Source organism: Buchnera aphidicola (Macrosiphum euphorbiae) (genome assembly GCF_005237295.1).
Lineage (GTDB): Bacteria > Pseudomonadota > Gammaproteobacteria > Enterobacterales > Enterobacteriaceae > Buchnera > Buchnera aphidicola_AP.
Genome location: NZ_CP033006.1, coordinates 316,405 through 335,365 on the forward strand (window position 1 = coordinate 316,405; position 18,961 = coordinate 335,365).

Genomic DNA, 18,961 nt, shown 5'->3' on the forward strand with positions numbered 1-18,961 from the left:
ATTTATTATTCTTCCCTTTATATATAAAAAAATATGAATAAATCGAAAATTATTAATAGAAGAAAATCAGATCGTATTTATGTTGGTAAAATACCTATTGGAAATAATGCACCTATTTCAGTTCAATCAATGACTAATACTCGAACTACAAATACTTTAGAAACTATCAATCAAATTCTAGAATTGCAAAAAGTAGGAGTAGATATTATCCGTATTTCTATACCGACTTTAAAAGCTGCAGAATCATTTAAAGAAATTAAAAAACAAGTAAAAATTCCATTAATTGCAGATATACATTTTGATTATAGATTAGCGTTAAAAGCTATAGAATATGGAGCAGACTGTCTAAGAATTAATCCTGGAAATATTGGAAATATAAAACGAGTATCAGAAGTAATTACTTATGCAAAAGATAAAAATATACCAATTAGAATTGGTGTAAATGCAGGGTCTTTAGAAAAAGATATATTAAAAAAATATAAAACCCCTACCCCAGAAGCTTTAGTAGAATCTGCTATGAGGCATATTGAATATTTTGATACTTTAAATTTTAATCAATTTAAAGTTAGTGTTAAAGCATCTAATGTATTTTTAGCAGTTGAATCATATCGATTATTAGGAAAAAAAATTACACAACCTTTACATATCGGAATAACAGAAGCAGGAGGTTTAAGAAATGGAACAGTAAAATCTTCTATAGGTATTGCTTTACTATTATTAGAAGGTATTGGAGATACAATACGAATTTCATTAGCCGCTAATCCTATTGAAGAAGTGAAAGTAGGTTATGATATTCTAAAAGTCTTAAATTTAAGATCAAGAGGAGTTAATTTTATTGCATGTCCTACATGTTCTAGACAAGAATTTGATGTAATTAATACAGTAAATCAATTAGAAAAGAAATTAGAAGATATTTCAACCCCTATAGATGTATCAATTATCGGTTGTGTTGTTAATGGCATAGGTGAAGCTAAAACAGCAACTTTAGGATTAACAGGACATTATAAAAATAGTATATTTTATGAAGATGGAATAAGACAGAAAAAAAAAATAAAAAATGAAGAAATTATTGAAAAAATGGAAATTAAAATTCGAAAAAAAATAAAAAATATAGAGAAATTAAATAATGTAAAAAAAAATAATATTTAACTGTATATTTTAATTATTTTATATCTAATATTAAGAGATAATAGTGAAAAAAGAAATTAAATCTATTAGAGGAATGCATGATTATCTTCCAAAAGAATTAAAAATATGGAATTATGTAGAAATTATATTAAAAGAAGTTCTAACTAGCTATTGTTATTTAGAAATTAGGTTACCTATATTAGAAAAAACTAAAATTTTTAAAAGAGCAATTGGCAACATTACTGATGTAGTAGAAAAAGAAATGTATTCTTTTAACGACCGAAAAGGTAATAGTTTAACTTTACGTCCCGAAGGCACCGTAGGATGTGTACGAGCTGTAATACAACATCATTTATTAAATCAAAAAAATAATAAATTTTGGTATTTAGGCCCTATGTTTCGATATGAAAGACCACAAAATGGAAGATATCGTCAATTCTATCAATTAGGAGCAGAAGTATTTGGTTTTGATACAGAAGATATAGATTTAGAAATTATTATCCTAACACATCGTTTATGGAAAAGAATTGGTATTGATTCATATGTAACTTTAGAAATCAATTCAATAGGTTCCAAAATTGATCGTTTTGAATATAAAAAAAAATTAGTTTGCTTTCTTAAAAAACATGAACATTTATTAGATGAAGATTGTAAACGACGATTATATACTAATCCCTTACGTATTTTAGATTCGAAAAATCAAGATATTCAAAAAATATTAAAAGAAGCACCGTTATTAAGTGAGTATATCGATATTTCTTCAAGTAGTCATTTTAAAAATTTATGCAATATGCTGAATTCTCATAAAATAAAATATAAGTATAATCCACATTTAGTACGAGGATTAGATTATTATAATAATACTGTTTTTGAATGGAAAAGCAATCAACTAGGTACACAAGACACTATTTGTGCAGGTGGTCGATATGATCATTTAGTTGAAGAAATGGGAGGTAAAAAAACATCTGCTATAGGATTTGCAATAGGAATAGAACGTTTAGTTTTACTAACAAAATCAATAAAGAATTTTTCTGAAAAATTAGAAGAAATTAATATCTATATTATTTTTATAGGAAATAATAATAAATATCATGCTGTAAACTTATCTGAAGAAATAAGAGATTTATACCCAAAATTAAAAGTTTTTATTAATTTTTTCAATCAAAATCTTAAAAAAAAGATAAAAAACGCTATAAATTCTTCAGCAAGAATTATAATCTTAATAGGTGATAATGAAATTAAAAAAGGATTTTTTTTAGTTAAAGACTTAAAAAAAGAAAAGGAATATCATCTTTTAAAATATGAATTAATGATAAAAATTCAAAAAATTTTTAAATAAATTTAATTTTTTAATTATTTTATATTTTTCATGAAACTCAATTTTTTAGGTAAAAAATGTTAAATAATAAAATAGATCTTTCAAAATATGATCCAGAAATATGGTTAGCAATAGAAAAAGAAAAACAAAGACAGGAAAATCATCTAGAATTAATTGCATCAGAAAACTATGCTAGTAATTATGTCATGAATGCACAAGGTTCACAATTAACTAATAAATATGCAGAAGGTTATCCTGGAAAACGCTACTATGGTGGTTGTAAATATATAGATATAGTAGAAGAATTAGCAATTAATCGAGCAAAAAAATTATTTGATGCAGATTATGCTAATGTTCAACCTCATTCTGGTTCTCAAGCTAATTTTTCTGTTTATACAGCATTATTAAAATTTGGTGATACAATATTGGGTATGAAATTATCACATGGAGGTCATTTAACTCATGGGTCTTCGGTAAGTTTCTCAGGAAAAATGTATAATGTCATTCAATATGGAGTCAATAAAAATGGTGAAATTGATTATGAAGAAGTTTTAAACTTAACTCAAAAATATAAACCAAAAATGATTATTGGTGGTTTTTCAGCATATTCTGGTATTTGTGATTGGGAAAAAATGCGTGTTATTGCAGATAAAGTGAATGCTTATTTAGTTGTTGATATAGCTCATATTGCGGGTTTAATCGCAGCTAAAATTTATCCAAATCCAATTAACTATGCTCATGTTGTTACAAGCACGACTCATAAAACATTGGCAGGACCTCGAGGAGGACTTATTCTTGCTAAAAATGGCAGTGATACTTTATATAAAAAATTAAATTTATCAGTCTTTCCTGGTGCACAAGGAGGACCACTAATGCATATAATTGCTGCAAAAGCAATCGCGTTCAAAGAAGCAGCACAACCTAAATTTAAAGAATATCAAAAACAAATAGTAAAAAATTCTAAAGTTATGGTTCAAAAATTTTTAGAAAAAGGATATCAAATAGTATCAGGAAAAACCAGCAATCATTTATTTTTACTTGATTTAACCAATAAAAAAATTACAGGCAAAGATGCTGATATCGCTTTAAGTAAAGCTAATATAACTATTAATAAAAATACTATACCTAATGATTTGAAAAGTCCTTTTATTACTTCAGGTATACGTATTGGTACACCTGCTATTACTAGAAGGGGGTTTAAAGAAAATGAAGTTTCTGAAGTATCAAATTGGATATCTAGTATTTTAGATAACGTGCATGATGATGATAATATTATTAAAATTAAACAAAAAGTGTTAGAAATTTGTTTAAAATATCCTGTTTATATTTAATCAAAATACCTCAAATATATCCATCTTTGTTAATAATTATATTAATGATTATAAAAATAATATTTTTCAAAAAACGTATTTTTTATTTAGGTAATTTTATTTTGATTTTTTTAACATTTATTTTGTTTTTATTATTCAAATATGGAATTTCACCTAAAAATGGAGATTTAATATAACTTAACAAAGTTTGGATGTAGTACATATTATATTTATCTTTTGGAAAAATATTATTAGCAATCCAACCTCCACATGTTATTTTTTCCGAAATAATAGCTTTTTCTGTTAAAATAGCATGGTTAATACACCCTAATTTAATCGCGACAATAATAATAACAGTTAATTTTTCTTTTTTAACCCAATCAGAAAAAGTTTCTTTATCAGACAATGGTGTATACCATCCACCGGCACCTTCTACTAAAATCCAATTGCTTTTCTTGGTAATATTTTTTAATCCTAAAGATAATTCTATTTTTTTAATATTTTTTTTTTGAAATTTACTTAAGATGTGAGGAGGAGCGTTTTCAAAAAATGAAATCGGATTCACTTCCTTTTCACTTAATATTATAGAACTACTTTTTTTTAGAATAGTCGCATCATTGTTTAAAAAATTACATGTTTTTTTTTGATGTCCAGAAGATATAGGTTTATATCCTGCTGTTTTATATCCAAATGCAGCTGCTTTTTTTAATAAAATGCTACTTGCAATTGTTTTTCCTACATTTGTATCAGTTCCGGTAATAAAAAATTTTTTAATCATGATAAAATCTTATTTTAATAGATAATGTATAATTTAGAAAAAACGATTGCTCTCAACATAATAATTAATATCAGTAAAAATATTTTTTATTATTAATTCAATTTAAAGAAAAACATTATTTTTTAATATAAATACTAATATATTTCTAGATTGAGTAACTCGATATAAGTTATGATGCGTATTTTATAAAATAACGCACAACTATAATATTGAGTTACTCTAAAAATTAAAAATAAAATTATTCTCATTTAGAATAATTGCCTAATATTTTATTTACAACACAAAATATTTTTAAATTTTTAAGAATTTAAGAAATAATTTTCTATATTATATATTATAATATATTTATTATATATTATAATATAGCTGCATTATAGTATTGATCTTTATTAATTTTTAATGACTGCATTATAGTACTGTATTTATCTTTTTTTAATACAGGTTGTTTTTTATATTCAGGGTATAAATTTAATTTTTCAAATAATTCTAAATCATGTTTTTCTTCTGGATTATCTGCAGTAAGTAATTTACATCCATAAAAAATAGAATTCGCTCCAACCATAAAACACATCGCTTGAGTTTGATCATTCATATTTTCACGTCCAGCAGATAGTCTAATATAAGATTTTGGCATCATGATACGAGCTGCAGCAATAACACGAATAAAATCAAATGGTTCTACATTTTTATTATCTTCCATTGGTGTACCCGGAATTTTAACTAACATATTAATAGGTACACTTTCTGGTTGAATAGATAAGTTAGACAATTCCATTAATAATTCAATACGATCTTGTATTTTCTCACCTAAACCTATAATACCTCCAGAACAAATTTTCATTCCAGCATTGCGAACTTTATCTAGTGTATTTAGTCGTTCTTGATATGTTCGAGTGGTAATAATACTACTGTAAAAATTTTCAGAAGTATCTAAATTATGATTATAAAAATCTAAACCTGCATTTGCTAATTTTTTTGCTTGTGAATTATTTAAAGTACCTAGAGTCATACACGTTTCCATTCCCATTTCTTTTATTTCTTTAATAATTTTTTCTAAATAAGGCATGTCTTTTTCTTTTGGATTTTTCCATGCAGCACCCATACAAAATCGACTAGAACCTGAGGATTTAGCTTTTTTTGCAGCACTAAGAATTTGTTCTATTTCTAATAATGGTTCTTTTTTTAAACCTGTTTTATATCTAGCACTTTGTGGGCAATATTTACAATCTTCTGGACAAGATCCCGTTTTTATCGAAAGTAAAGTGCTGATTTGTATTGTATTGGGATTAAAGTTTTTTCTATGTTCTTTTTGAGCTTGAAATATAAGATCAAAAAATGGTTTTTTAAAAAGTATTTTTGTTTCTTCTAGAGTCCATTTTTTTTTCATATTACCTCCAAAAAATTATGGTTTTATTTTAGTAAACGTTTATACTTAATTATCTAATATTTTATATATAAATCATCATGAGTCAATTTGATACATTTTTTGATTACAAACATATTTGGCATCCATATTCTTCTATGATTAATCCTCTTCCTTGTTATACTGTTATATCTGCTAAAGGAGTCTATTTAAAATTAAAAAATGGTAAAAATATAATAGATGGCATGTCTTCATGGTGGTCTGCAATACATGGATATAATCATCCCATTCTAAATAAAGCATTAAAAAAACAGATAAGAAAAATGTCTCATGTAATGTTTGGTGGAATTACACATCCCCCAGCAATTGCACTTTGTCAAAATTTAATTTCATTAACTCCAGAGAAATTAGATTGTATTTTTCTGTCTGATTCCGGTTCAGTTGCCATTGAAATCGCGATAAAAATGTTAATACAGTATTGGCATTCGTTAGGTCAAAAAAGAAAATTATTTTTAACTATTCGTAATGGTTATCATGGTGATACTTTTGCGGCAATGTCAGTTTCAGATCCTGAAAATTCTCTCCATAAAATATATAATAATTTAATACCAAAAAATTTATTTGCAGATGCTCCAATTTCTTCATTTCATAAAGATTGGAATGCTAGTGATATTGTATCTTTTAAAAAAATAATAGAAAAAAATTCATCAAAAATAGCAGGAGTTATATTAGAGCCTATAGTACAGGGTGTAGGAGGGATGAATTTTTATCATCCTACGTACTTAAAAAAAATAAAAATTTTATGTAATTATTATTCTATTCCAGTAATTTTTGATGAAATTGCCACTGGATTTGGTCGAACTGGAAAAATGTTTGCTTTTGAACATGCTAATGTTGTACCAGATATATTGTGTTTAGGAAAATCAATTACAGGTGGAACAATAACTTTAGCTGCGACTTTAACTTCACGTCATATTGCTAATACTATTAGTAAAAGTAAATCAGGTTGTTTTATGCACGGTCCTACTTATATGGGCAATCCATTAGCATGCGCAGTTGCTAATGCTAATATAAAAATATTAAAAACTAATCAATGGAAATTACAAGTATTAAGTATTGAAAAACAACTATTTAAAAATTTGCAACCATTAATTAATCATCCATATGTAATTGATATACGTATATTAGGAGCTATTGGTGTAATTGAATGTTCTCATTCAGTAAACATGTTTTTAATACAAAAATTTTTTGTCGAAAATGGTGTTTGGATCAGACCATTTAGAAAATTAATTTATATTGTACCACCTTATACTATTAGTTCTCATGCATTAAAAAAATTAACTAACGTTATTATAGATGCCTTAAATAACATTAAATTATTTTTGTAAATTTGGATTTCAATCTAATTGATGTGTAAGTATCCATACAGGTTGTCGACTAGTATTATATGTCTTTAATTTTTTTAATTCACCAGTTCTATTAGAAATGCTATAAATAATAAATGTGTGTGATTTTTCTCCAGCAACTATTAAGTATGTATCATTAGTATTTATGTGAAACGATCGCGGTTGTTCTTCTGTTTGATAACTTTTAAAAAAAATAATTTTATTATCATTTTGATTAATGTGAAATAATGAAATAATATTTAAAAGTCTATCTGTAGCATATAAAAAACGACCGCAAGATGTTAAATGAATATCAGAAGACCAATAATGCTCTAAAATTTGATTTTTCAATAAATTGATATTTTGTATATTTTTTATTTTTATTATGTTGTCTTTTTTATATATTTTCCATGTATCTATAGTCCCATTTAATTCGTTTATAGTATAGATAAAATCTTGATTAGGATGAAAAGCAATATGACGAGGCCCTGATTTTTTTCTAGTATGCAGTATTTTTTGTTCAGTACTTTTTAATATTCCAAAATTTGTTAAATAATATAAATAAATAGCATCTTCTTTAAGAGCCATTACAAACAACAAATTATATTTATAATTTATTTTAGCAGCATGACAACCTTCTATATTATGAATAATTTGTATTGGATCTTGCGGTATGCCATGTTTATTTAATGGACTTACGCTAATACAATTAGAATGATAAGAACTACAAAATAAAAATTTTTTATTTTTATCAAAAGAAATATAATTTGCTTTTCCAGGAATGCTACTTTCATGTTTTTTTTCAAGAAGACCATTATTTTTTATAAAATACGTAACAATTTTATTGTTCGGAAAAATTCCAGCATATAATAAATTTTTATTTTGAATAATTTTTATAGGTTGAATATTACCATCAGTTACAATTTTTTGTATTAAATTCATGCTTCCATTATCATGTAAATTCCATACTTCTATATTTTTATCTTCTGAATTTGCAATATAAACAACTTGTTTCATATAATTCCTTATATTTTTTTAAAGAAAATCACTAGTAATTATGTCATAAAATATCTTTTAAAATCATTAAAATAATAAAGACGTTCAATAATAATTTTAGGATATGTTTTGATAAGATAAAATTTAAAAACTATTTCTATGTAAATTTCTTAATAATTTAACAATCCATTTAAGGCGTAAATAATCTTCTTCTAAATTTAAAATAAATTTTATTTTAGTTGAGCTTTCCATTTTCCAGACATTTGGTTCTTCTTGAAATATTTTTAGTAAATATTTAATATTCACAGAATTATTATGATTAAATTCTATAAAACCTATATTTTTGTTAGATTTAATGCGTTTAATACCAATTTTATGTGCTATTAATCGAATTTGAGCAATTAAAATTAAATTTTTAGAATAATTAGGTAATTTGCCAAACTGATTAATTAGTTCATATTTTATTGCTTCTATTTGCTTCTCATTTTTAGCATCGGAAATCTTTTTATAAAAAAATAGTCTTGTATTAATATCTACTATATAATTATCAGGAAATAAAGAAGATACATGTAATTCAATTTCTAATGATTGCTTTGGTAATTTTTTATCAGCTAAAATTTTTCTATTTTTTAATAAATCAATAGCATTTTTTAATAATTCCATATACAAAGAAAAACCTATATTTTTTATATGTCCACTTTGTTCTTTACCTAATATTTCACCTACTCCTCTAATTTCAAGATCTTGATTAGATAAAGAAAAACCACCTCCAAAATTATCTACTGATGAAATTGCTTCTAGTCTTTTTTTTGCATCTGACGTAATTTTATTAAAATTATTAACAAGAAATAAAGCATATCCTTGATAATTTGATCTACCAATGCGACCACGAAGTTGATGAAGCTGAGATAATCCAAAATGATCAGAATTTTCAATAATAATTGTATTAGCTCTTGGTACATCAACACCACTCTCAATAATTGTAGTACAAATTAAAACATTAAATTTATTATTATAAAATTCATTCATAACCTTTTTTAAATCAATGTTTTTCATTTGTCCATGACCTACTTTGATTTTGGCTTCAGGAATTAATGCTGATAGTCTTTCAGCAATATTTACAATATTTTGAACTTTATTATATATATAATAAATTTGACCACCTCTTGATATTTCACGTAGTATTGTTTTTCTTATTAATAAGGGGTTGTATTCTTGAATGAAAGTTTTGATAGCTAGTCTTTGAGCTGGAGGTTTTGATATTATAGATAAATCTTTTATACCAGTCATTGCCATATTTAAAGTTCGGGGTATAGGTGTAGCTGTTAAAGTAAGTATATCAATATTGGAGTATATTTTTTTTATAATTTCTTTATGCATTACACCAAATCTATGTTCTTCATCAATAATTAACAGTCCAAGACTATGCCATTCTATTTTTTTAAATAATAATTTATGAGTACCTATTATAATATTTATTTTTCCATTTTTAGTGTTTTTAAAGATTAAATCTTGTTCTTTTTGTGTTTGAAATCTAGATAGTATATTAATGCTAATAGGCCAATTAGAAAAACGCATTTTAAAGTTTTTACAATGTTGTTGTGCTAGTAAAGTAGTCGGGACTAAAATAGCCACTTGTTTGTTATTAGATACAGCTAAAAAAGAAGCTCGCATTGCAATTTCTGTTTTTCCAAAACCTACATCACCACAAATTAAACGATCCATAGGAATTGATTTAGACATATCTCTTAATACAAACTTCATTACTTCGTTTTGATCTGATGTTGTTTCAAAAGAACAATCATTGCAAAAAATTTTATATTTTTTTTGATCTTTTTTAAATGCAAAACCTTTTTTAGATGCTCGTTTAGAATAAATATGTAATAATTGTGCAGCATGATCATAAATAATTGTACTGATTTTATCTTTTTCTTTATTCCAATCGTCACCACCTAATTTATGAAGAGGAGCATTTTCTATTGATGTACCAGTATAGGGGGAAATAAGATGTAAATATGAAATTGGCACATATAATTTATCTCCTTCTGCATATGAAATAATTAGATACTCAGATTGGATACTAGCAGTTTTTATAGTAGTTAACCCTTCATATCTTCCAATACCGTGTTCAGCATGTATGATCGGATGGTTTAAAACTAATTGAGAAAAACTACTATTTTTTATGGTATTAATATTTTTTTTTATATTAGAGATGCATTTATCATCAATTAATAATGGCAGTAAATCTTTTGTACCAATAAATAAAAAATTATTTTCTTTGTCTAAAAATCCGTTTTTAAGATCTTTTATCATATAAAAATAATCAAATTTTTTATTGATATCAACAGTTCTTTTTATATATTGCGGATAAATTTTATTTCTTTCTAAATAATTTAAAATTTTTTTTAGAGAGTCTTCTTCTGTCAAGGAAAATATTATTTTTCCTGAAAAAGAATATAAATAAGATAATAAGTTGTTAACTTTTTTTTGGTTGTTAATATTATGAAAAAAATTTGATGATTTTTGATTTTTAAAATTAATAATATTTTTATTTTCTGTCATTTTCATAGAAGAGTATTTCTTTAAAATAAGTAATGATATTTTAATTTAAAACAGATTTTTTTAATTATAAAAACACGATTTTTAATCGTATTAAATTTTTTTGTAAATTTAAAAAATTAAAATTAAATAATTTTTCTAATATAAATATTCTTTCATTAATAAAATTTTTATTTATTTTAATTATTTTAAATTTTATTTCTTTAGAATTATTATGATTTTGTGTATTAGATATTTCATATTAAAATATTTTCTTGAATCATTGAAAGAAAACAATTTATTAAAATGAAATTATTTTTTATTTAACTTTAAAAATAATTTTTTTAACTGAAAATAAACTTATTTAAAAAATATATAAATAATAACATTTAAAAACAATAACAAATTTTATTTTGTAAAAATTAAATTTATAAAATAGAAAAAACGTGATATCTTTAGATAATAAAAAGATACCACAAAACAATGCGATAAAATATAAAAGTTATAATGTACATATTTTTTCATTTATATAATACTAGTCTTTAGTATATAATAAAAGAAGTAAAAATAAGAATTAAAAGACTTTTTTAATATAAAAAAAATCTATATTGCATGTATTTTTAATTAAGTTATATAAAAGAGAGTTTTCATATATTTTTAAAATAAAATTTTTGTATGTTATTAAATATATAAAAATGTTTAAGAAAATTTTACATCAATTTAAGATAATACATCAGAATGTACAAACCTATATCTCTTTTTATCGCTGTACGATATTTATGGAATACTCATTTACCAAAGTTTAAAAAAATTATTACGATTTTATCGATTTTAGCTATTACTGTTAGTACAGCTTCATTAATTATTATCATGTCTATGATAAATGGTTCTGAAGAAAATTTTAAAAAAAATGTTTTGTCTTTTATTCCACATTTGATAATAACTAATAAGAATCAGTATATTAAAAAATCCGAATTTCCTGAAAATATTTTAAAATTACATAATATTGAAAAAATTTCTGATTTTTTTAGTAAAGAAATCATTGTTCAAAGTGAAGATGATGTTGCTATGGCAGAAATAATTGGAATAGATAATACAAATTTTTTTAATATGAAAAACTATGGCATAAAAAATATTTCAGATATCCTTAAGACAGGATCCTATAATATAATTATAGGAGAACAATTAGCTAAAAAACTTAATGTTCATATTGGTGATGCACTTGAATTAATTCTATTATCTAATAAAAAAAATTTTTTTTCAGGACAAATTTTTAATCAACGTATGTTTAAAATAATTAGTATTTTTTCAACTAAAAGTGAAGTTGATTATTATCAAATTTTAATGGATAAAGAAGATAGTTTAAATTTTCTAAATTATTCTAAAAATCATGTTACTGGCTGGCGAGTATGGTTAAAAAACCCATTATCTTTAAACATTAAAGAAATAAAAAAAACAACAGATAAGTTAGTTTTATTGGATTGGAAAATACAAAAAGGTGAGCTTTTTAAGGCCATGAAAATTGAACAATATATTATGTTATTTTTATTTTTTTTGATTTTATTAGTAGCTATTTTAAATATATTTATAATTCTTACTGTATATATAATAGAAAAAAAAAATGCTATAGCAATTTTAAAAACACAAGGATTACTAAATTGGAAAATTATGTTAATATTTATTATGTTTGGTTCAGGTACTGCAATTATTGGTAATATATTAGGAACAATAATAAGCATTGCACTAATAATTCAAAATGATTTCTTAAAATTTTTTATTAAGATTTTTTTCAATGAAACTGATATACCAATAATTATTGAACCATATCAAGTATTTATAATTAACATTCTATCTACACTATTTACAATTTTTTCAACATTATATCCATCATGGAATGCTGTTCGATTAAAACCATCTAAAATTTTATCTAATGACTAATATTATTATAAAATGTATTGATTTAACCAAATCCTATCAAAACGGAGATTCAAGTTTTAATATTTTAAAAAATATATGTTTTGAATTAAAAAAAGGAGATATAGCAGGTATTATTGGAAAATCAGGTTCAGGAAAAACTACATTTTTACATTTACTTGCTGGATTAGATTCCCCAACTTCTGGTGATATATTATTTAATGGTAAATTATTTAGTTCTATGTCATCTAATCAAATGTCCAAATTTAGAAATATTGAATTAGGTTTTATTTATCAATTTCATCATCTAATGTTAGATTTTAATATATTAGAAAACGTTGCAATACCTCTTTTGATAAGCAATAAAAATATAAAAGAATCTGAAAAAATATCATATAAAATGCTAAAAAAATTTCATTTAGAAGATAAAATAAAAAAATATCCATCTCAACTTTCTGGAGGAGAAAGACAGCGTGTTGCCGTTGCTAGAGCTTTAATTAATAAACCTTCTTTAATAATAGCAGATGAACCTACTGGGAATTTAGATGCATATAATACAAATATCATTTTGAATTTAATATTTCAATTAAATGCTGATTTTAATACTTCCTTTTTAATTGTTACACATGATCCTATTTTAATAAAAAAAATACCTATTTTATTCCAAATGAAAAATGGTCAATTATTTAATTATAAAAATTAGTTAAAAGAAGTATCCAATGAATTTTTTACCTTTTTTAATTGCAAAAAGATTGCATTTTAAAGAAAATAAAAACTATACAGTATTATTAATTTCTATTTTATCTAAAATAGGAATTTCTATTAGTATATTTGCATTAATTATAAGTTTTAGCGCGTTAAACGGATTTCAGATATTATTGAATAAAACAATTTTATCAACTTTCCCTCATGGAATTATTCAATTGACTGATAAATCATTGTTAAAATGGCAAGATATAATAAACGAATTAAAAATGTTTCCAGGAATTACTTATTCTGAACCTTATATCGTTGCTAATGGATTGTTAGTAGTAAAAAATAAGGTAAAACCAATTGAAATTAAAAGTTTCAGCAATATAGAATATTTAAAAAAAACTTTATCTTTTTCAGATAATAAAAATAATTTCCTTGAAAACATGCACCATCAACATGAAATTATTCTTTCATCTTATTTGTTAAAATATTTATCAATAAAAAAAGGTGATTGGATTAATATATTTTTTTTAAATAAGAATGATAACCATATTAGTTCTCAGATACGCAATTTTTCTTTAAAGATTGTAGGTGTATTTAAATCCAATGGAATGTTGAACGCAAGCATGGGATATGTTCCCTTTGATTTTTTTAAAAAATTTTTTTACATGGATAATAAGATTGATGCAATCGAATTACATATGTCTAATCCTTTTAATGCAGATAAAATTATTTTGAGTGCTGCAAAAAAAATAAATAAACCTCTTTTAACATACACTTGGATTGATAGTTATAAATATATATATCATGATATCAAAAAAATTAAAACAATCATATATTTAGGACTTTTATTACTAGTAATTATTTCATGTTTTAGTATTTCATCTATTTCTCTAATGACTATATCTAAAAGAACACGAGAGATTGCTATTTTACGTAGCATGGGTGCTAATAATTTTCTTATCCAACTAATTTTTTTATATTATGGATTACGCTCTATTATTATTGGTAATGTAATAGGTTTATTCATAGGGATAGTAACCATTTTAAATTCTAAAAAAATTATATTTTTTTTAGAAAAAAAATTCACGTATAATATACTCATAGATAACATCTATTATAATAATTTTTTTTTATTAAAAATCAATATATCAGATGTAATAATTATTTTTACTAGTACTATAATAATAGGAATTATAACAAATTATTATCCAGCATATTATGCTTCAAAAATTAATCCTAGCAAAATATTAAAAGAATATTAAAAGAAAATTTTTTAAAAAATATGAATTCTAATAAAAAACATAATTAAACAAAATAAATAAAAAAATTTAATAAAATATTAAATAGTGAATTATTAAGATAATTTTTAAAAATGGTGAAAACTATGACTGTTAAAGTGGGTATTAATGGATTTGGTCGTATTGGACGCGTAGTATTTCGACTTGCTCAAAAACGTTCAGATATTGAAATTATAGCTATTAACGATTTGTTAACTCCTGAATATATAGCTTACATGTTAAAATATGATTCTACACATGGTATTTTTCAAAATATTATTGAAGTTAATAAAGAAAATATTGTTATTGATGGAAAAAAAATTCGTATTACTTCAATAAAAGATCCTGAAAAACTAATGTGGAATGATTTATCAATTGATGTAGTAATTGAATCAACAGGTCTTTTTTTAACTAAAAAAGAAGCTTATAAACATATTTTAGCTGGTGCAAAAAAAGTAGTGATAACCGGTCCTTCAAAAGATAATATTCCAATGTTTGTGAGAGGTGCTAACTTTCATAAATATAAAGGAGAAGATATTGTATCGAATGCATCCTGTACTACCAATTGTTTAGCACCTTTATCTAAAATAATAGATGATGAATTTGGTATTATTGAAGGTTTAATGACCACTGTTCACGCAAGTACAGCTACGCAGAAAATTGTCGATGGAGCTTCTAATAAAGATTGGAGAGGTGGTAGAGGAGCATTGCAAAATATTATCCCATCTTCTACCGGAGCAGCTATTGCTGTAGGAAAAGTCTTGCCAAACTTAAATGGTAAACTAACTGGTATAGCATTTCGAGTGCCAGTATCAAATGTATCTGTAGTAGATTTAACAGTTCGTTATAAAAAATCTGCTACATATTCTGAAATATGTCAAACAATCCAACGAGCTTCTCAAGAAGAAATGAAAGGAGTGTTAGGATATACTGAAGATGAAGTTGTTTCTTCAGATTTTAATGGTGAAGAATTAACTTCTATTTTTGATGCCAAAGCGGGTTTATCTTTAAATAATAATTTTGTTAAATTAATTTCTTGGTATGATAATGAAACAGGTTATTCTAGTAAAGTTCTCGACTTAGTTTCTTTAGTATCCAGATATAGACATTAAATATAATTTAAGTAGATATTTTTAAAAATACAAATATAATTTTTTATTTGTGAAAATAAAATTTATACTGCAATTCAAAAAAATGATAGATATATTTTATTTTTTTTATACATATTTAGCGGTATTCAGTTTACACTCCATACCGCTATTTATATTTTAAAAAAATATTTTTATATAATCTACAGAAATATTTAGATTATTTTTAATATATAGATGATTGAATAATACAAGTTAAATATATTGCATGGTTTTTTTTAAATTAATATAGATTACTTTTTTTTATATTGTATAAATATAATATAATTAATTTTTTATTTTATTTGTATAATATATACTTGTGAAAAACTGAATTTCTAATTCATAAAATTTTCTTTTAGAAGAATTTATTATCAATAATTAAAACACATTATTAATAATTAATTATATCTACAATAAACAATTTGATATAGTATTTAACTATAAAATATTGTTACTTTTTAATTATGTTTAAATTATATGGAATCTAATTATGTATAACTTCGATTTTTTTATTTAATTTTTTTATAAAAATTTTAAAATTCTTGTTTTAAAATGTTCTGGATAATAAAAAAATGATTTCTTTAAAAAATTTTATTTTTTCTCTTTTCATGTTTAATTTAGATTAAAATGTGGAATAATTTTTTTTACCCATTTTTTTATTCTTTGTTCAGTTTTTTCTGGTTGTCGATCTTCATCTAAAATTAATCCAAAAAAATATTCTGGATTTAATAAAGCTTTAGATTGTTCAAAAAAATATTCCTTTGTAGGCCATTTGCCAATTATATTTGCTCTATTTTTTTTAACAATATCATGAATAACACCTACTGCATCACAAAAATATTCACTATAATCTTCTTGATCACCACATCCAAATAATGCTACAGTTTTATTTGCAAAATTAATTTTTTTTAAAGTTGGTAAAAAATCATCCCAATCGCACTGAACTTCACCATAATACCAAGTAGGCACTCCTAATATTAAAAAATTAAAATCTTCAATATCTTTCTGAACAGTATTACTGATATCGTATAATATAGAAATATTATTACCTATGTATTTTTGAAGTAATTTAGCTATTTTTTCTGTATTTCCAGTATCACTTCCAAAAAAAATACCTATTTTTTTCATTTTGATCTCCTATAATTAAATATATTTTCTAAATATAGAAATATATTCATGTATTTAAATTTATATTTTTATATAAGAAAATTTTTACTTTTTTAAAAAAGAGATATTCAATAGATTTAAAAATAAGAATTTAAAAATTTTATAAAAATACAAATTTATTATTCAAAAAAAGTAAATTTTTATTTTTGAAATATAAAAAGACATATATTTATATTAAATTTATATATAAAAATTCTATTTTTATATATGTTATATAAAAAAATTATTTTCAAATTAAAAATTGTTGCTCGATTTTTTTTTATCTATAATATAACAATATTATTGTAAAAATTTTTATAAATATGATAATTTTAAAAAATAAAAAATTTTTTTATTTTTATGTTAATTTAAATGATATTTATTCTTTTATCATTATAAAAAATAAAATACTATTTTCTAGTCAAGTCGTAATTAATTTTAATTGCTACATTTATGGAAAAAATAGTTATAAAAAATTTTCTATAAAAAATATACTTTTATAAGGCATTTCCTCTAAACTTAATATATTAAATATAAATATTATGCAAAAAAATTTAATTTGGTTTCGCAATGATCTACGTTTATATGACAATACGGCTTTATATCAAGCATGTAAATCTGAAAAAGATAAAGTAATAGGTTTATTTATTGCAACCCCTAAGCAGTGGAATGATCACTATATATCTAAAAAAAAAATATCTTTTATTTATTATCATTTAGTTTCTTTGCAAAAAGAATTATTAAAATTAAATATTATTTTACATTATCATGAATCTACTGATTTTTTAAATTCTATAGAATACCTTATTTTTTTTTGCAATCAACATAAAATAAATAATTTATTTTACAATTATCAATATGAAATCAATGAACGTAATCGAGACTATTTATTAAAAAAAAAATTATCTCAAAAAGGATTTTGTGTAAAAGGTTTTCACGATAATCTGTTATTTCCTCATGAGAAAATTAGAAATAAAAAAAATGAAACATATAAGATTTTTACTTTTTTTAAAAAAAAAGTTATGCAGTATTTATATACTAATACACCTAAGTGTTTTCCTGTTCCTTCTAAGAGAAGACCTGATAGAGATATTTTTTTAAATTCTATTTCCTTAAACGATTTAATTTTTCATTTCAATAAAAATATTTTTCCAATTGGAGAAAAAAACGCTATTAAACGCTTAAAAAATTTTTGCATGTATAAGATCAGAAATTATTCGTTTGAACGAAATTTCCCTTTTTTAGATAGTACCAGTATGTTATCTCCATATTTATCTGCAGGAATAATATCATCTCGACATTGTCTGATGATGATTTTAAAAACGAAAAATAATATTTCATCAAATGTTCTTCTCACTTCCTCCTGGTTTAATCAAATATTATGGCGTGAATTTTATTACCATTTATTAATTGGATTCCCAAAAATTAGTAAATCTGAATCATTAGTTGCATGGGAAAAAGAAATTAATTGGACAAACAATATAAAATATTTTAATGCTTGGAAAGAAGGAAATACAGGTTTTCCTATAATAGATGCTGGCATGAGACAATTAAACGAATTAGGTTGGATGCATAATAGATTGAGAATGATTACATCTAGTTTTTTGGTAAAAAACCTTTTAATCAATTGGAGAAAAGGAGAAAAATATTTTATGTCTCATTTAATTGATGGAGATTTAGCTCTAAATAGTGGAGGATGGCAATGGTCAGCATCAGTGGGTTGTGATCCCGTACCTTACATAAGAATTTTTAATCCATTACATCAATCAAAATCTTTTGATAGATCAGGTGATTTTATAAAGAAATTTATTCCAGAATTAAAAAATGTTCCTAATAACTATATTCATCAACCACATGAGTGGTCAAGAAAGCAAAATTTTAAAATAGACTATCCTATCCCTATTATCAATTATAACGATAGTAGAAAAAAATCTTTATCAATATTTAATCAAGCACGATCAAAATTTAAAAAATAGGTATAA

The 18,961-nt window shown here is 23.3% G+C and carries 14 protein-coding genes; 9 read left to right on the top strand and 5 right to left on the bottom strand.

The window, feature by feature from the left end:
* Positions 1-33 precede the first annotated feature (33 nt).
* The 3 genes from ispG (at position 34) to glyA (ending at position 3,777) form a co-directional block, all read left to right on the top strand.
* Complete coding sequence (ispG, locus tag D9V71_RS01455) at positions 34-1,149, top strand: flavodoxin-dependent (E)-4-hydroxy-3-methylbut-2-enyl-diphosphate synthase (RefSeq protein ID WP_158340611.1); 1,116 nt, start codon at positions 34-36, stop codon at positions 1,147-1,149.
* A 73-nt stretch (positions 1,150-1,222) separates the two neighbouring features.
* Positions 1,223-2,467 (top strand): histidine--tRNA ligase, encoded by a 1,245-nt coding sequence (gene hisS / locus D9V71_RS01460; RefSeq protein ID WP_432207084.1) that lies wholly within the window; start codon positions 1,223-1,225, stop codon positions 2,465-2,467.
* A 56-nt stretch (positions 2,468-2,523) separates the two neighbouring features.
* Positions 2,524-3,777: a serine hydroxymethyltransferase gene (gene glyA / locus D9V71_RS01465; protein ID WP_158340613.1), complete on the top strand. Its 1,254-nt coding sequence runs from the start codon at positions 2,524-2,526 to the stop codon at positions 3,775-3,777.
* A gap of 82 nt (positions 3,778-3,859) precedes the next feature.
* On the opposite strand, the gene bioD is transcribed toward glyA, so the two are convergent.
* Positions 3,860-4,534 (bottom strand): dethiobiotin synthase, encoded by a 675-nt coding sequence (gene bioD, locus D9V71_RS01470; RefSeq protein WP_158340614.1) that lies wholly within the window; start codon positions 4,532-4,534, stop codon positions 3,860-3,862.
* A gap of 355 nt (positions 4,535-4,889) precedes the next feature.
* Positions 4,890-5,921, bottom strand: a complete 1,032-nt coding sequence (gene bioB / locus D9V71_RS01475; protein WP_158340615.1) for a biotin synthase BioB — start codon at positions 5,919-5,921, stop codon at positions 4,890-4,892.
* 77 nt (positions 5,922-5,998) lie between these two features.
* On the opposite strand from bioB, the gene bioA reads away from it, so the two are divergent.
* Positions 5,999-7,285 (top strand): adenosylmethionine--8-amino-7-oxononanoate transaminase, encoded by a 1,287-nt coding sequence (gene bioA / locus D9V71_RS01480; protein ID WP_158340616.1) that lies wholly within the window; start codon positions 5,999-6,001, stop codon positions 7,283-7,285.
* A 9-nt stretch (positions 7,286-7,294) separates the two neighbouring features.
* On the opposite strand, the gene pgl is transcribed toward bioA, so the two are convergent.
* Together pgl and mfd are read right to left on the bottom strand one after the other, a co-directional pair.
* The gene (gene pgl, locus D9V71_RS01485; protein ID WP_158340617.1) at positions 7,295-8,299 is read right to left on the bottom strand and encodes a 6-phosphogluconolactonase; all 1,005 of its coding nucleotides are present in this window, start codon (positions 8,297-8,299) and stop codon (positions 7,295-7,297) included.
* A gap of 123 nt (positions 8,300-8,422) precedes the next feature.
* Complete coding sequence (gene mfd, locus D9V71_RS01490; RefSeq protein WP_158340618.1) at positions 8,423-10,846, bottom strand: transcription-repair coupling factor; 2,424 nt, start codon at positions 10,844-10,846, stop codon at positions 8,423-8,425.
* A 708-nt stretch (positions 10,847-11,554) separates the two neighbouring features.
* Between mfd and D9V71_RS01495 the strand changes: the two genes are divergently transcribed.
* From D9V71_RS01495 to gap, 4 genes are all read left to right on the top strand, one after another.
* Positions 11,555-12,754 carry a lipoprotein-releasing ABC transporter permease subunit gene (locus D9V71_RS01495; RefSeq protein ID WP_158340619.1) on the top strand — a complete coding sequence of 400 codons (1,200 nt, stop codon included), beginning with the start codon at positions 11,555-11,557 and terminating at the stop codon, positions 12,752-12,754.
* Positions 12,747-13,433 (top strand): lipoprotein-releasing ABC transporter ATP-binding protein LolD, encoded by a 687-nt coding sequence (gene lolD, locus D9V71_RS01500; RefSeq protein ID WP_158340620.1) that lies wholly within the window; start codon positions 12,747-12,749, stop codon positions 13,431-13,433. The genes D9V71_RS01495 and lolD overlap by 8 nt, the downstream gene beginning before the upstream one ends.
* A 16-nt stretch (positions 13,434-13,449) precedes the next feature.
* Entirely contained in the window at positions 13,450-14,688 is a 1,239-nt protein-coding gene (locus D9V71_RS01505; protein ID WP_158340621.1) for an FtsX-like permease family protein, read from the top strand.
* Between the two features lie 122 nt (positions 14,689-14,810).
* Positions 14,811-15,815 (top strand): type I glyceraldehyde-3-phosphate dehydrogenase, encoded by a 1,005-nt coding sequence (gene gap / locus D9V71_RS01510; RefSeq protein ID WP_167553834.1) that lies wholly within the window; start codon positions 14,811-14,813, stop codon positions 15,813-15,815.
* Between the two features lie 630 nt (positions 15,816-16,445).
* Here gap and fldA read toward each other — a convergent pair.
* Positions 16,446-16,961 (bottom strand): flavodoxin FldA, encoded by a 516-nt coding sequence (gene fldA, locus D9V71_RS01515; RefSeq protein WP_158340623.1) that lies wholly within the window; start codon positions 16,959-16,961, stop codon positions 16,446-16,448.
* 560 nt (positions 16,962-17,521) lie between these two features.
* Here fldA and phrB point away from each other — a divergent pair.
* Complete coding sequence (gene phrB / locus D9V71_RS01520) at positions 17,522-18,955, top strand: deoxyribodipyrimidine photo-lyase (RefSeq protein WP_158340624.1); 1,434 nt, start codon at positions 17,522-17,524, stop codon at positions 18,953-18,955.
* The last annotated feature ends 6 nt before the right edge of the window (positions 18,956-18,961 follow it).

What these genes read in the sequence shown, in the direction of transcription:
- ispG (WP_158340611.1), top strand. Translation starts at nt 34, where the DNA reads ATGAATAAATCGAAAATTATTAATAGAAGAAAATCAGATCGTATTTAT.
- hisS (WP_432207084.1), top strand. Translation starts at nt 1,223, where the DNA reads ATGCATGATTATCTTCCAAAAGAATTAAAAATATGGAATTATGTAGAA.
- glyA (WP_158340613.1), top strand. Translation starts at nt 2,524, where the DNA reads ATGTTAAATAATAAAATAGATCTTTCAAAATATGATCCAGAAATATGG.
- bioD (WP_158340614.1), bottom strand. Translation starts at nt 4,534, where the DNA reads ATGATTAAAAAATTTTTTATTACCGGAACTGATACAAATGTAGGAAAA.
- bioB (WP_158340615.1), bottom strand. Translation starts at nt 5,921, where the DNA reads ATGAAAAAAAAATGGACTCTAGAAGAAACAAAAATACTTTTTAAAAAA.
- bioA (WP_158340616.1), top strand. Translation starts at nt 5,999, where the DNA reads ATGAGTCAATTTGATACATTTTTTGATTACAAACATATTTGGCATCCA.
- pgl (WP_158340617.1), bottom strand. Translation starts at nt 8,299, where the DNA reads ATGAAACAAGTTGTTTATATTGCAAATTCAGAAGATAAAAATATAGAA.
- mfd (WP_158340618.1), bottom strand. Translation starts at nt 10,846, where the DNA reads ATGAAAATGACAGAAAATAAAAATATTATTAATTTTAAAAATCAAAAA.
- D9V71_RS01495 (WP_158340619.1), top strand. Translation starts at nt 11,555, where the DNA reads ATGTACAAACCTATATCTCTTTTTATCGCTGTACGATATTTATGGAAT.
- lolD (WP_158340620.1), top strand. Translation starts at nt 12,747, where the DNA reads ATGACTAATATTATTATAAAATGTATTGATTTAACCAAATCCTATCAA.
- D9V71_RS01505 (WP_158340621.1), top strand. Translation starts at nt 13,450, where the DNA reads ATGAATTTTTTACCTTTTTTAATTGCAAAAAGATTGCATTTTAAAGAA.
- gap (WP_167553834.1), top strand. Translation starts at nt 14,811, where the DNA reads ATGACTGTTAAAGTGGGTATTAATGGATTTGGTCGTATTGGACGCGTA.
- fldA (WP_158340623.1), bottom strand. Translation starts at nt 16,961, where the DNA reads ATGAAAAAAATAGGTATTTTTTTTGGAAGTGATACTGGAAATACAGAA.
- phrB (WP_158340624.1), top strand. Translation starts at nt 17,522, where the DNA reads ATGCAAAAAAATTTAATTTGGTTTCGCAATGATCTACGTTTATATGAC.